General features: G+C 67.9%; 12 protein-coding genes. 3 read left to right on the top strand and 9 right to left on the bottom strand.

Annotation, left to right across the window (positions count from 1 at the left end):
• Positions 1 to 19 precede the first annotated feature (19 nt).
• Positions 20 to 1,261, top strand: a complete 1,242-nt coding sequence (locus IT779_RS23940; protein ID WP_196151642.1) for a cytochrome P450 — start codon at positions 20 to 22, stop codon at positions 1,259 to 1,261.
• A gap of 51 nt (positions 1,262 to 1,312) precedes the next feature.
• On the opposite strand, the gene IT779_RS23935 is transcribed toward IT779_RS23940, so the two are convergent.
• From IT779_RS23935 to IT779_RS23910, 6 genes are read right to left on the bottom strand one after another with little or no spacing between them, the layout of a single operon-like run.
• Positions 1,313 to 2,698, bottom strand: coding sequence for a class I adenylate-forming enzyme family protein (locus IT779_RS23935; protein ID WP_196151641.1), 1,386 nt, complete (start codon positions 2,696 to 2,698; stop codon positions 1,313 to 1,315).
• The gene (locus IT779_RS23930) at positions 2,691 to 3,293 is read right to left on the bottom strand and encodes an energy-coupling factor transporter transmembrane component T family protein (RefSeq protein ID WP_196151640.1); all 603 of its coding nucleotides are present in this window, start codon (positions 3,291 to 3,293) and stop codon (positions 2,691 to 2,693) included. The genes IT779_RS23935 and IT779_RS23930 overlap by 8 nt, the downstream gene beginning before the upstream one ends.
• Complete coding sequence (locus IT779_RS23925) at positions 3,290 to 3,970, bottom strand: energy-coupling factor ABC transporter ATP-binding protein (RefSeq protein ID WP_196151639.1); 681 nt, start codon at positions 3,968 to 3,970, stop codon at positions 3,290 to 3,292. Before IT779_RS23925 ends, IT779_RS23930 begins: the two co-directional genes overlap by 4 nt.
• A complete protein-coding gene (locus IT779_RS23920; RefSeq protein ID WP_196151638.1) occupies positions 3,967 to 5,088 on the bottom strand; it encodes a thiolase family protein in 1,122 nt (373 codons plus the stop codon). The genes IT779_RS23925 and IT779_RS23920 overlap by 4 nt, the downstream gene beginning before the upstream one ends.
• Complete coding sequence (locus IT779_RS23915; RefSeq protein ID WP_196151637.1) at positions 5,085 to 6,194, bottom strand: class I adenylate-forming enzyme family protein; 1,110 nt, start codon at positions 6,192 to 6,194, stop codon at positions 5,085 to 5,087. The genes IT779_RS23920 and IT779_RS23915 overlap by 4 nt, the downstream gene beginning before the upstream one ends.
• Entirely contained in the window at positions 6,187 to 6,771 is a 585-nt protein-coding gene (locus tag IT779_RS23910; RefSeq protein WP_196151636.1) for a biotin transporter BioY, read from the bottom strand. The genes IT779_RS23915 and IT779_RS23910 overlap by 8 nt, the downstream gene beginning before the upstream one ends.
• Before the next feature lie 489 nt (positions 6,772 to 7,260).
• Here IT779_RS23910 and IT779_RS23905 point away from each other — a divergent pair, with 489 nt between their 5' ends.
• On the top strand, positions 7,261 to 8,031 hold the full coding sequence (locus IT779_RS23905) for a group II truncated hemoglobin (RefSeq protein ID WP_196151635.1): 771 nt from the start codon (positions 7,261 to 7,263) through the stop codon (positions 8,029 to 8,031).
• Positions 8,032 to 8,136: 105 nt separating this feature from the next.
• Here IT779_RS23905 and IT779_RS23900 read toward each other — a convergent pair whose 3' ends face one another.
• Positions 8,137 to 8,418, bottom strand: a complete 282-nt coding sequence (locus tag IT779_RS23900) for a hypothetical protein (RefSeq protein ID WP_196151634.1) — start codon at positions 8,416 to 8,418, stop codon at positions 8,137 to 8,139.
• A 97-nt stretch (positions 8,419 to 8,515) separates the two neighbouring features.
• On the opposite strand from IT779_RS23900, the gene IT779_RS23895 reads away from it, so the two are divergent.
• Complete coding sequence (locus IT779_RS23895) at positions 8,516 to 9,733, top strand: cytochrome P450 family protein (RefSeq protein WP_196151633.1); 1,218 nt, start codon at positions 8,516 to 8,518, stop codon at positions 9,731 to 9,733.
• Between the two features lie 60 nt (positions 9,734 to 9,793).
• Here the strand turns inward: IT779_RS23895 and IT779_RS23890 are convergent, their stop codons facing one another.
• Positions 9,794 to 12,022, bottom strand: coding sequence for a vWA domain-containing protein (locus tag IT779_RS23890; RefSeq protein WP_196151632.1), 2,229 nt, complete (start codon positions 12,020 to 12,022; stop codon positions 9,794 to 9,796).
• Between the two features lie 122 nt (positions 12,023 to 12,144).
• Positions 12,145 to 12,942: a M12 family metallopeptidase gene (locus tag IT779_RS23885; RefSeq protein WP_196151631.1), complete on the bottom strand. Its 798-nt coding sequence runs from the start codon at positions 12,940 to 12,942 to the stop codon at positions 12,145 to 12,147.
• Positions 12,943 to 13,081 lie beyond the last annotated feature (139 nt).

Genomic DNA, 13,081 nt, shown 5'->3' with positions numbered 1-13,081 from the left:
AGATACCCGGGAGTTCTGCTTGAGCACACCACCTGCCGTCGACCGGTCCTGCCCGGTCTCCCACGGCTCACCGATCCTTTCCGACGAACCGCGCGTTCCCCTGCATTCGGCCGAATTCGCGGCCGACCCGCACGCCTTCTACCGGATGATGCGCGACCGATACGGCTCGCTCGCCCCGGTCGAGTTGGCCCCCGATGTGCCCGCCACCCTGGTGATCTCGTATCGCACCGCCGTGCGCGTGCTCAACGATCCCGAACACTTCCCGGCCGACCCGCGCGCCTGGCAGCAGGGCGTCCCCGAGGACTGCCCGATCCTGCCGCTGCTGGAATGGCGGCCGATGGCCAGTCGCAGCACCGGGCTGGAGTTCGCGCGGTATCGGCAGGCCATCACCGACAGCATCAGGCGGGTCGACCTGTTCGCCACCAGACAGGCGGTGGAGCGCACGGCCTTGGACCTGGTCAACTCGTTCTGCGGGGACGGCAAGGCCGATCTCATCAGCCAGTACGTGTTCCCGCTCGCCTTCGCCGCGACCAACCATATTCTCGGTTGCCCGGACGATATCGGCAGACAGGTCGCCGCGGGCACGGCGGCGCTGTTCGAAGGCGCGGACACCGAGCAGGGCAATCAACTGCTGAGCGAGGCGCTCTCGCGGCTGGTCTCGGTCAAGAAGTCCGAGCCCGGCGCCGATCTCACCTCGGTGCTGCTCACCCACCCGCTCGACGATGTCGAAGTGTCGCACCATGTCTCGCAGGTCTACGGCACCGGGATCGAGTACGAACTCAACCTGATCGTGAACACGCTGCTGCTGCTACTGACCGACGATCGTTTCGGCGCCAGCGTGGTCGCGGGCAACCTGTCCTCGCGTGACGCGCTGGACGAGGTGCTGTTCAACGACCCCCCGCTGGCGAACCTGCTGGTCACCTATCCGCGTCAGCCGATTCTGATCGATGACGTGTGGCTGCCCGCGCACCAGCCGGTGGTCATCAGCATGGCCGCCTGCAACAACGATCCGGCGATCCGCGCCGAGGACCTCACCGGCAACCGCGCCCACCTGGCGTGGGGCATCGGCCCGCACGCCTGTCCCGCGCAGTCGCTGGCCTATCTGATCGCGCAGTCGGCGATCGACCAGTTGCTCGATGTGCTGCCCGAGATGCGGCTCGACCCGGACGAGGAACCGCCCGCGTGGCGTCCCGGTCCGTTCCACCGGGCGCTGACCGCGCTTCCGGTCGTCTTCACACCGACGACGCCGCTGGTGGTTTGACCGTGCCGGAGGTCGACCCCGCGACGAAGCGGTCGCGGCGGTCGGTTCCGGTTATCGCGGGCCGTCGGATTCCGTTGCGGTGCTGAATATCTCGCGCAGCGCCCGCTTGTCGAGTTTGCCGCGCGGGGTGCGGGGCAGACTCGCCACCGGCAGCACGCGTACCGGCATGCTCGGGGTCGGCACGGTGGCGCGCAGGTGTCGCCAGATCTCGGCGATCGGGGGCGGGTCGCCGTCGACCACGATCGCGGCCACCGGCACCTCGCCCATGCGCGGATCGGGGATGCCGATACAGGCCGCTTCGCCGATGCCGGGCAGCGCGGTCAACGCCGATTCCACTTCCGCCGGTTCGACATTCAGTCCGGCGCGGATCAGCATCTCGCTCGCGCGGCCGAACAGTGTCAGCGCGCGGCCGTCGACCTCGCCGCGGTCGCCGACGGTCATCCAGCCGTCGACCGGTCCGCCGGTGCGGCCGCTGTCGGTGAGGTAGCCGTCGAAGAGCATGTCGCTGCGGACATAGACCGATCCGTCGCGGATCTCGGCGTCGACGCCGTCGAACAACTGTCCGGCCGAGCGGTCGTCCACACCGCGGTCGAAAGACACGAAGCTGAGTTCGGAGGCGCCGTAGAAGTGGGTGAGGGTGGCGTTCGGCAGGGTCTGCCGCAACGCCTCGCGTCCGGCCCGCGGCCAGCGCGCCGCCGAGGACAGCACCTCCCGCACCAGCGGGAACGGTCCGCCGCCGCCGCGCACCACATCCCAGGCGATGGTCGGCACCGAGTACAGGTGGGTCGCGCCGTCGCCGAGCGCGTCGGTCACCGGGCGCAGGTCGACGCTCGCCCCTCGGGTCAGCGCGTGCAGCGCGCCGTAGAGGAAATGCGTGTGGTCGAGCACGCCGGGCACCGATACGCGGTCACCGGCGGCGATGTCGAAGACCTGATCGCTGCGGTCAAGGGTCGCCGCCCACGACTTCTGGTCGCGCACGAACAGTTTCGGCTCGCCGGTGGTGCCGGAGGTGATGCCGACCAGCAGTTCGGAATCCGGATGCGCCGATTCGGGCGTGCCGTCGGATTCGAGGTCGGCGGCGGTGACCGTGTGCGCGTGGCCGAGCCTGCGCAGTCGCGCGTGCTGTCGCGGCGCGGCCACGACGGCGCCGGGTCGGGCGAGGTCGAGCACGCGGGCCAGTTGCGTGGCGAGCAGGTGGCGGTGCAGCAGTACCACCGCGACGCCCGCCCGCATCGCCGCCGTCACGATCACCAGGGATTCGATATCGGAGGTCGGCAGCACCGCGACCCGGCGCATTCCGCGCAGACCGGCCGCGGTGCGGGTCACCCGGCGCCAGAATTCGCCGTAGTGCACGCGGTCGGACGCGGCGCGCACGGCGACCGCGTGCGGATCGCGGTGCGCCGCAACCGCGATCCGCTCGGTCAGCAGGTCACTCATCGTCGACTCCTCTCGCGGCCAGCGCCTCACCCAGGGCGTCGGCGGTGCGCAGCGCGCGCACGAGTACCGGGGTGACCAGCGCGGTCATCGACCATTCCGATCCGCGTGCGCGGCGCGCCTCGGCGACCTCGTGCACGATGCCCGCCAGCAGCGGCACGCACCGAATCGCCAGGGCGAGCAGCAGTCCCAGGCGGTCGGGGTCGACGCCGAAGCGTCGCAGCGGGCCGAGCGCGCTGGTCACGGCGTCGAGCATGTCGCTCACCCGCGTGGTGAGGGTGACCAGTGCCGCCGCCGCGACCGAGATCAGCAGGACCCCGCACACCACCGCCGCGCGCTGCGGCGAGGTGATCAGCACCTGGAACACCGCGATCACCGACAACATCCACACCACCGGCCGCAGCTGGGCCAGCGCCGTGCGCCACGGAATCCGCGCCAGCGCGAACAGCGCGCCGACCGCCACCGCGGCGATCAGGACCTCGAGCGGTGTGCGCAGCGCGACCGTGGCCGCCACGATCGCGAGGAACAGCACCGGCAGCTTGAACCGCGCGGGGAGGCGATGCAGGATCGAATGCCCCGGGTGGTAGAGGCCGATCATTCGATCAGCTCACGGTAGGCGGGCACGGCGTCGGCGGGCGCGCCGTCGAAGACGATCGCGCCCTCGTCCACGACGATCACGCGGTCGAAGGTATCCAACAGCGGCAACTGGTGGGTCACGACGATCACCTGCTGGTCGACCGCGTCGAGCGCGGACGCGACGATGCGGGCATTGCGCAGGTCGAGCAGGGTCGTCGGTTCGTCGGCGACGATCACCGACGGGCGGCGGATGAGGACCGCCCCGAGTGCGAGCAACTGTTTCTGGCCGCCCGAGAGCAGGTGCGCGGGATGGTCGGCGTGGTCGCGCAGGCCGAACCGCTCCAGGATCTCGGTGACGCGCGCCGCGATCTGGGCCTTGTCCAATCCGCTGCGCCGCAACGAGAACGCCAGATCCTCGCCCACCGTCGGCATGACGATCTGGGTGTCGGGATCGGTGAACACGAAACCGACCTGGCGCCGCACCCGCGCGCCTTTGCGGGCGGTGTCGACGCCGTCGACGGTGACGGTGCCCGAGGTCGGGGTGAGCAGGCCGTTGACCATGCGCGCGAGCGTCGATTTGCCCGACCCGTTCGCGCCGATGACGCCGATGCGGCGTTCGGTGAGCCGCAGTCGGATATCGCGCAGGACGTGGCGTTCGCCGTAGCGGTGATGCACCCGGTCGAAGACGATCTCGCTCACGACATCCGCTCCACCAGCATCGCGATCCCCTGTCCCCCGCCGATCGCGCAGGCCGCGACGCCGAGTTCGGGACCGTCGGCGGCCAGCATCCGACTCGCCAAGCGCACCAGAAGGATCGCCCCCGACGCCCCCCACGGATGTCCCATGGCGATGGCGCCGCCCTGCGGGCAGATCAGCGATTCGTCGATGCCGAGTTCGTCGGCGACCGCGAGCACCACCGACGCGAACGCCTCGGTGATCTCGAGGATTCCGATATCGGTGACGGTGAATCCGGTGCGGCGCAGCAGTTTCCGGATCGCGAAGGCCGGGCCGAGGCCGGGCAGCGCCGGATCCGAGCCGGTCACCGCGCAGCCGAGCACACGCAGCGCGGGCAGTCCGGCGGCGCGGGATTCGGTGGTGACGGCCAGTGCCGCCGCGCCGTCGGAGATGCCGCACGAATTGCCCGCCGTCGCGGTGCCGTTCGCGCCGAAGCTCGGGCGCAGGCGGGCGAGTCGCTCGACGGTCATGCCCGACCTGATGCGCTGGTCGCGCGACAGCGCGCCGACCGGCACGATTTCGGCCGTGAAATCGGTTGCAGCAGCCAGAGTGTGGGAGCGTTCGGCGTATTCGTCCTGGCGCCGCCTGTCGATTCCGCGAGCGCGCGCGAGATCGTCGGCGGCGACGCCCATGTCCGGGTCGGGAAACTCCGGCGGCGCGAACGGGGCGCGGGTGTAGCGGACGGGATCGGCGTCGCCGACCGGCGGCCAGAAGCGCCACGGCGCGGTACTGGCCGACTCGACGCCGCCCGCGATCAGCAACTCGTCCGCGCCGGCCCGCACACGGGTGACGGCCTGCATGACGGCGTCGAGTCCGGAACCGCACTGCCGGTCGACGGTGACGCCGGGAATGCCGACCCCGAGCCCCGCGCGCAGCGCCGCCACCCGCGCGGGATCACCGCCGGGACCGAGACAGTTGCCGAGCACCACATCGTCGATCTCGGCGTCGATGCCCGCGGCGCGCACCTCCCGCGACACCGCGGCCAGGACGGGAGCGGCCAGGTCGATCACGGTCAGGTCGGCGAACCCGTGCCCGGCATTGCCGATCGGGGTGCGACGCGGCGCCATCAGAACGGGGCTCATACGAGCATATTCTTCAGGTGTCCGCGCGCGACCTTGCCGGAGGCGGTCCTCGGCAGCGCGGACACGGCCACCCACCGGCGCGGCATGGCCTCCTTGGTGAACAGTCCGCGCGCCGCCGAACGCACCAACGCCAGCTCCCTGGTCTCGTCGAGTTCCAATGCGGCGGTGACGATCTCGCCGAACACCGGATGCGGCGCGCCGACCACCGCGACCGCGGCGATACCGTCGAGGCCGCCCAGTATCCGTTCGACGTCCTCGGCGACCACCGTGGTCCCGCCGACATTGATGACCCCGTCGCCGCGACCACGCACCCGCAGCGTGCCGTCGGGGCCGAGTTCGGCGAGATCGCCCACCGGATGCCAGGTCGGCCCGCCGAGCACGGTGTATCCGGAGCGCACGAACAACAGGCCGTCCCTGACTCGGGCCCGCACGCCATCGAACAGGCGCAGCGGTTCGGGGACACATCGCGCGGCCACCAGGGAAACCTCCGCCGATCCGTAGTACTCGATGATCCGCACGCCGCGCGCGGCGGCGACGGCGCCCTCGTCGAGTGCGATGCCCGCCACGATCGCCGTGCGCAGTTCCGTTGCGGCGGTGACGATCTCGCGCAATATCGCGGGCACCGCGTGCGCGACGGTCGCGCGGGCCGCATCGTCGGTGACGCAGGCCCCGCGCCACAGCGCGTGCAGTGTGCCGAACAGGTGCATGGTGGCGTGCAGCGGACCGGTGAGCAGCACGCGGTCGGTGGGCTCGATCCCGGTCAGGCGGGTGAAGGCCGGGAAGCTGTCATACCAGGAGGCCGCGGTGCGGGCCAACGGGCGCGGCGCGCCGGTCGAGCCCGAGGTGGCCACGAGCAGGAAGGCCGCGTCCGGGATCCACGTGCGGGCAGGTCGGGCGGCGGGGTTCTCGACGCGCACCGGCCTGCCGCGGCGGGCGGCGGCGCACACCCGGATCAGCGCGTCGGCGGGTGCGAGATCGGAGACGTCGTCGACGTCGGCATCCGGCACGCCGTCGACCGCACGATCGAGTTCGGCGTAGGTGTAGGTCCGGCCGCCCAGGTCGAGCGCGGGCCGCTCGTCGGCGCGCCCGCGCAGCGGATCAAGCACCGATCACACCGGGATAGGCGCGGTGCACACCCTTGGCGACCACCGTGGCGGCGACGACCTTCGCCAGATCGCCGGGAATGAACGCGCCGTTGGTCGTGATCGCCGCACGCACCCCGAGATCGGTGCGCAGCAGCAGACCGACGGTGCCGAACAGGTAGATCACCGCGATACCACCGAGTGCGTTGACGAGCAGGCCGAGCACGATCGGATACTTCGGCAGGATGCGCGCGGTGAGCGCACCGATCACGAACGCCGCCGGAATCCAGCCGATCAAATACCCCGCGCTCGGCCCGGCGAGTGCGGTGAGGCCGGTGCGTCCGCCCGAAAGCAGTGGCAGGCCGATGATGGTCAACGCGAGGAAGACCGCCACCGCGGCCGTTCCTTTCCGCGCACCGAGCACCGCGCCCGCGAGAATGACGCCGAGCGTCTGGAGAGTGATGGGAACGCCGCTGAAGCCGACCGTGATCGCCCCCGGCAGACCCAGCGCGGCGATGAGCGCCGCGAACACCGCGATCTGGGCCATGTCCCGACCGGAAAACATCAACCGACGCGCGCGGGGGTTGTCGACGCCCTCCATCGGATCACCTTCCACTCAACACTTGAACGGCGTTCAAGATAGCAAACGATCACCTCGAGCACCGCTCAGGAGCCTCTGCGGCTATCGGCGTCTTATCGCTGCACGCCGGTGTCGACTTCCCCGCGAGAGCGCGGCCTCCCTGCCCTTTCAGGGCTCACCGACGAACCCGGCGACGGGCCGAGGGCTGTCCACGATCTGGCCGCGAGCAGTCGCGTTGTTCGCGCGCCGACTCGACCCATCCACTGGCGGACCGATATCCCATTGGCGCCGCCCGCACGGGTAGACCTTCGCAAAGCGGTCGTGAAATTGGTTGCGGCGCTGTGACAATGGCGATAGGCATGCAACAGTCCCATCCGAGTTCCGAATGGAAAGGGGTCTTCTACCTGGCATCTCTTCCGAAGAAGTAGCCGATCACGATACCTGCCAGTCCGTCGGCGTGTTCTCTCCGGGCGAAACCCACCTTGCCCGACGATGATTACAGTGTTGCACATGACAATCGAATACATTCGTTACCGGGTCGCGCGCCCTGACGCCGCCGAATTCGAAGCCGCCTACGCGCGTGCCGCGCGAGCACTGGCCCTCGCGCCACAGTGCGTCGACTACGAACTGTCGCGATGCGTCGACGAGCCCGAATGCTATGTCCTGCGGATCACTTGGACCTCGGTCGACGATCATCTGCAAGGCTTCCGACGCGGCGAACACTTCGTGGCGTTCTTCGCCGAGATCGAACCTTATGTGGGCGGGATCGAGGAGATGCGCCACTACGAGCGGACCGCGGTGCGCGGGGTCGGGGCCTCGGTGCCGACCATGTGCGAATGGCTCGGCGGCACAGCGGCGTTGGAACATCTCACCGAGGTCTTCTACACCCGCGTCGGCGCCGACGACCTGGTCGGTCCGCTGTTCGCGAACATGGACCCCGGCCATCCCCGCTATGTGGCCATGTGGCTGGCCGAAGTGTTCGGCGGTCCGTCCCGCTACACCGACGAACGCGGCGGCTACCACAACATGTTGGTCCACCACCTGGGCAAGGCCATCACGGAACCACAGCGGCGGCGGTGGGTCGGCCTGCTGTTGGACGCCGCCGACGAGGTCGGTCTGCCCGCCGACCCGGAATTCCGCGCCGCGTTCCTCGGCTACATCGAATGGGGCACCCGAATCGCGCTCGCCAATTCCCAGCCCGATGCCGACCCACCGACCGAAGCTCCGGTGCCGCACTGGGGCTGGGGCGTCGCCCCGCCCTACCACCCGGCCCAGGCGTGAAACGAACTGCCGCCCTTGGCCTTGCGTTGCCGACCCGCTCGGTCGGCGGACCCGCGTCAGCCGCGCCACCACCGCAACTGACACCCGGCCCCCGGGCTACAGCGGCTACGCGGCCGTCGTGCCTTCGTTCACCACCCTCACCGCCCACTGGACGTACCCGAAGTGATTTCGCCGGGCGGACGAATACTGCCGAATCGGCGAGGTGGACTTCGCTGCTCGGATGCCGATTTCATCGGCGAGGGCCGACTTGTCGCAGAACTCGATGACCGCGGCGCGGCCGGCTGAAAATCGCCGATCTGGCGGGAAAGCGGTATCCGCGCGCGGGCGGTGGTTTCTACTGGTGTCCGAGACAGGCTCGCGCGACGCCGCCGACGGCGTGGCCAACACCGGGTCCCGGGGGGATGGTCACAACAGGGGGGCGTGGCCGCGTCTGTGACCTCACTCGTCAAGGAAACCGGCTCTCGGTTTCAGACAGGAGTTCTCGATGAACAGCGGCCTTTCCGACACCGACCCGATCGTCCTCGACCCGCACGGCGCCGACCTCCAAGGCGAACTCGCCCGCATCCGAGCCCGAGGAAACGTCACCCCGATCGAACTGCCGGGCGGAGTACGCGTGTGGTCGGTGACCGGCGCGAAGGCACTCGAACACATCCTGACCAGCGCCACGGTGTCCAAAGACCCACGACAGCACTGGCCCGCGTTCATCGAAGGCAGGATTCCGCAGGACTGGCCGCTGGCCGCCTGGGTCAACACCCCCTCCATGTTCACCGCCTACGGCAGCGAGCACCGCAGACTACGCAAACCCGTGTCCGCGTGGTTCAGCCCCGCCCGCACCGAGACACTGCGCGAACACATCGACGCGATCGCCGAGCAACTGCTCGCCGACATGGACGCGGCCTACGCGGGCCAGACCGTGGACGCGCGGGCCGAATACGCCTACCCGCTGCCGATCCGGGTGATCAACGCACTGCTCGGAGTTCCCGACCACCTCGCCGAGCCGCTGCGCCACTGCGTGGACGCGGTATTCGACACCGACAACCAGGATGCCGCCGCGACCTACACGACGATGATCACGCTACTGCGCGAGGTCATCGCCCACCGCCGCGAACACCCCGGCGAAGACGTGACCAGCGCCCTGATCCGCGACAGCGCCGAAAGCGGCCTGACCGAAGCCGAAATCGTCGGCACCCTCTACCTGATCGTCAACGCGGGCCACGAGACCACGGTGAGCCTGATCGACCACACCATCCACCTCCTGCTCACCCACCCCGACCACCGCCGCGCCGTGACCGACGGCGAGCTGGAATGGAGAACCGTGATCGAAGAGGCTTTACGCCTCGAGGCGCCCATCGCCCACGTCCCCCTGCGCTACGCCGTCGCCGACTTCGTCCTCGACGGCGTCGCGATCACTGCGGGCGACCCGATCATGCCCTGCTTCGCCGGACCGGGCCGAGACCGCACGGTCCACGGCCCCACCGCCGACGCCTTCGACCCCACCCGCTCGAGCGCGACCACCCACCTCGCCTTCGGATACGGCATACACCGCTGCCTCGGCGCGCCCCTGGCACGCCTGGAAGCCAATATCGCCGTGCCCGCGCTGTTCGCGCGCTACCCGGACATCCGACTGGCCGACGAACCCGTCCACCCCACCCCCGGATTCATCTCCAACGGACACCGCCGACTACCGGTACTGCTGAAATGAGCGATCATTCGACTCCTACCCGAACATGGCGCGACCGCGTGTTCCGAGAAATTCCGCGAATCAACTCGACGATGGAGGAGGCGGGCAACTGCTCCGACGCGAGGAAGGACACCTCCTCAGATAGTCGTCGTGATCCTCCGGAATCACGGGATCCACGCTATTGCTTCCTGGGATCGGCTCGTCCGGGCTCGGTGTCCGTTCGGTCGTCACTACGCTGAGGATCGCGCGGCGTCGGACATCCGGGGTGGCGACGGTTCGGGTTCGCTGTCCCGGTTCGAAGTCGGCGTGCATGGTGTAGAGATCGTCGATCTCCTGAACGAAGGTGCCTGATTCGACGTTCGCGTCGATCACGATCAAGTACTGACCGGGTCGATCCTCGTCCGTCGGTACGTCGGCGATGTAGAGCCCCTTTTCGGCTGCGCTCTGCTCACCGCGTACCAACCGTGCTTCCGTCCAAACGCCCTCGGGGGAATGGATCCGGGCCAGGATGGTGGCGTGCGGTACCGGATGCGGACTGAGCAGGCGCGCGCGTATACGGAAGGTTTCCCCGCGGGCCGGGTGGTGCGGGATCGCGGTGGCCTCGAGCCTGATATCCGGATTGACTTCGAGGCCGAGACTACGCAAGCCGGAATCACCGGATATCTCACCGAGTACTTCGACATGCCAGATGCCCGGCATCGGGGTCGAGACCTCGTAGAACGCGTATGCGTCGATTCCCTCGACGTAGCGGACTCCTCGGCCCGGGGCTACCTCGCTACCGTCGGGATCGTAGATCCTGACCTGGCGAACGCTCCGGTATCCCGAATTCCACAGCGCGCCGAGTGTGGCGTGAACGCTTCCCTCGCTGAGGTTCACGGGGAACCGTAGAGGTCGCCGCGGGTCGGGTTCGCCGAATCCTCTGTTGGACCCGCGGAAGAACGGTGCGCCTCGATCGATCGGGGCGCCTGCGCCGTCGATGTCGTCGAAAGCGACCACACCGCCGTTTTCGCGGCTCTCACCGGCGATCTGGACCATGGCGGCGAGGATCGCCTTTTCGGCCTGTTCGGGTGTGAGGTCGGCGGAGATGGGAAAGTACCTGGCCCCGGTGGTCGTGGCTACCGATTCGAGCATCACCGAATCCTGCTCTGCGCCTATTCCGATCGTGTAGACACGCACACCGCGCGCGAGCAGCTCCGGCAGGATCTGCTCGACGGTTCCCACCCCCACATTCCGGCGCCCGTTGGTGAACAGCACCATCACCTGGCTGGCGGCTCGGCCACGGGCGGTGATCTCGTTCACTGCTTGTAGCAGTGCGGCGACGATGCCGAATTGGCCCCCATCCGCGGCGAGCCTGTCGATGACGGCATGCCGATCACGACGCCAGGCCGCGGCTTCTTCTTCGGCCGCGGGCACCGCGCTTCGCGCGATGTCGATGGTCGCTTCATCGGCAAAGGTGACCATCCCGAGTTCTTCGAGTGGGTTGACGTAGTCGATCCAGAACTTGGCGCCGATTTTCAGCTGCTCGAGTGTGGTCCCGGCCATCGCGAGGGAACGGTCGAGTACCAACTCGAAACGTTGAGCCGGTATCAAGATCGTGCAGGCGACGTCCGCGGGCGTTAGGTTCGATTCCAGGCCATCGGCTTTCGGTTCGGTCAGGCCGTAGGCGATGTTGTTGTGGTTGTTGTCCGCGGCCATGTATGTCCAGCAGGACTGCAGGCCGTGGCAGTCGTTCTGGTTGTTGTGAACGTCGGTGTTGTGGTTGCCCGCATGGCAATACCGCGTGGGTTCGCCCTCTCGAAAGATCGCGGTCCCATCGTTGTAGTCCCGCAGGAACTGCTCGAACGAGAGATGGTAGTCCTTCTCTTTCGCATCGGTCCAGCGGGTTTGGCCCTCCCAGGGGTAGGTCTCCATGATCGATGCTCGGGTCTTGATATCGCCCTGGCACCAACTGGAGTTGTTGTACTCGTCGAGCAGGTCGTACAGATAGTGGGAAAGCTCGTGGACCAGGACCGTCGGCCACATCAGATAGTCCTGCGAGGTGTCCAAGGACTCCGCGGGCAGCCACAATCGCGCCGCGCCGGAGTCGGGCCAGAATCTGCTGCGGGGATGCAGCCAGATACTCGCGTCGGCTCCGCCGAAACCATCGGTGGCGAAGAGCACCGTTCCGATGGAATGAACGCCATCGGTCGCGCCGTGCAAAAGTCGCGACGTGCGGTTGAACAGATCGAACAAGAACTCGAGCTCACCCGCTCGCGGCGTGTAGCGCAGCGAAACAGTGAGGTTGAATCTGCCCCCGTTGAAGTACCCCATACCCTGCTGCGCCTCCCCTTGGTGATCGAATGTCGATGATAGTCAACCGGAGTCGCGCATACGGGACAGCCGTTTCCTCGGAATCCCCCGCGGTCGCGGCCTCCGGCACGGTCGAATGCTTCCTACTGTGAACCGACCAGCCGGGCCGGGTAGAGATTGCGAACGAAGTGGTGGTCCTGATCGTTGATATCGAGGCCACCGGGTACCGCACGGCCGTCACGCATGATGTATCCGGGCAATTGATAGCACATGATCGATTGCGTATCAGTCGGAGTCGCGACGAGTGCGGTCTCTTCGAGTGGAGTCAAGACCTGGGCGCGTGTCGTCTTCTCGCTCCATCCCGAACGGTCGCGGAAGTACCGGATCGCCTTGTCCGGATGAATGCGTCCGACTATCTCCCGGCGCAGATGTTCGTGTGGGAACCCGAGGGTGTGACCGGTCTCGTGACGGACGACCCGTCGGTATTCGCGTTCGTCGGTGTCCATCGAGAACGAGTCCAGATTCATCGTCGGCTGGTCGATCGGGATATGGAGGATATCGGTGCCCAAGTAGGACCAATATCCGTCGCCGGGGGTACGCGCGATGCGGACCTCGGCCTCACGACCGAGGCTGAGACCGAACTTGACATTCGCCCCCGAAGACCAGGCGTTCATGTGGACGAGGATGCGGTTCCGCAACGCGGTGTCCTCGGTGTCGAGGAATCGGACTCCCAGATGCACACCGCCGCTTCGCCAGTACTTCGTCGCCAACGCGGCGATCAGTTCCTTGGTCGAACTCTGTGCACCGATCATCGCGGCGGCGGGACGGAGGTAGGGACGGTTGGCCGGGTTGATTTCCACGGCGGTCCTGGCGGATTCGATCCGGACTTCCTCCGGCAGGGATTTCGGGCTGCATACCGGAGTACGGTCGGGTGTGTTCATTATCGCTCCATGACTCGTCGCCGGGCCGAACGATGCCGGTCGGCCCGGACAGTGGAAGGTGTGGTACAGCAAGGACATCGACGTGATTCCTGGTTCATCGTCGATGCGCTGACATACTTCAGAATGGCTGAAGCGGCCC

Source organism: Nocardia bovistercoris, assembly GCF_015674855.1.
In the GTDB taxonomy this organism is placed as follows: domain Bacteria; phylum Actinomycetota; class Actinomycetes; order Mycobacteriales; family Mycobacteriaceae; genus Nocardia; species Nocardia bovistercoris.
The sequence above is the reverse complement of the archived record's forward strand: the minus strand, read 5'-3'. Positions and strand labels throughout refer to the sequence as shown.

Excerpts from the sequence above, each read along its gene's own strand:
- IT779_RS23935 (WP_196151641.1), bottom strand. The coding sequence starts at position 2,698 with ATGAGTGACCTGCTGACCGAGCGGATCGCGGTTGCGGCGCACCGCGAT.
- IT779_RS23930 (WP_196151640.1), bottom strand. The coding sequence starts at position 3,293 with ATGATCGGCCTCTACCACCCGGGGCATTCGATCCTGCATCGCCTCCCC.
- IT779_RS23920 (WP_196151638.1), bottom strand. The coding sequence starts at position 5,088 with ATGAGCCCCGTTCTGATGGCGCCGCGTCGCACCCCGATCGGCAATGCC.
- IT779_RS23910 (WP_196151636.1), bottom strand. The coding sequence starts at position 6,771 with ATGGAGGGCGTCGACAACCCCCGCGCGCGTCGGTTGATGTTTTCCGGT.
- IT779_RS23905 (WP_196151635.1), top strand. The coding sequence starts at position 7,261 with ATGACAATCGAATACATTCGTTACCGGGTCGCGCGCCCTGACGCCGCC.
- IT779_RS23895 (WP_196151633.1), top strand. The coding sequence starts at position 8,516 with ATGAACAGCGGCCTTTCCGACACCGACCCGATCGTCCTCGACCCGCAC.
- IT779_RS23890 (WP_196151632.1), bottom strand. The coding sequence starts at position 12,022 with ATGGGGTACTTCAACGGGGGCAGATTCAACCTCACTGTTTCGCTGCGC.
- IT779_RS23885 (WP_196151631.1), bottom strand. The coding sequence starts at position 12,942 with ATGAACACACCCGACCGTACTCCGGTATGCAGCCCGAAATCCCTGCCG.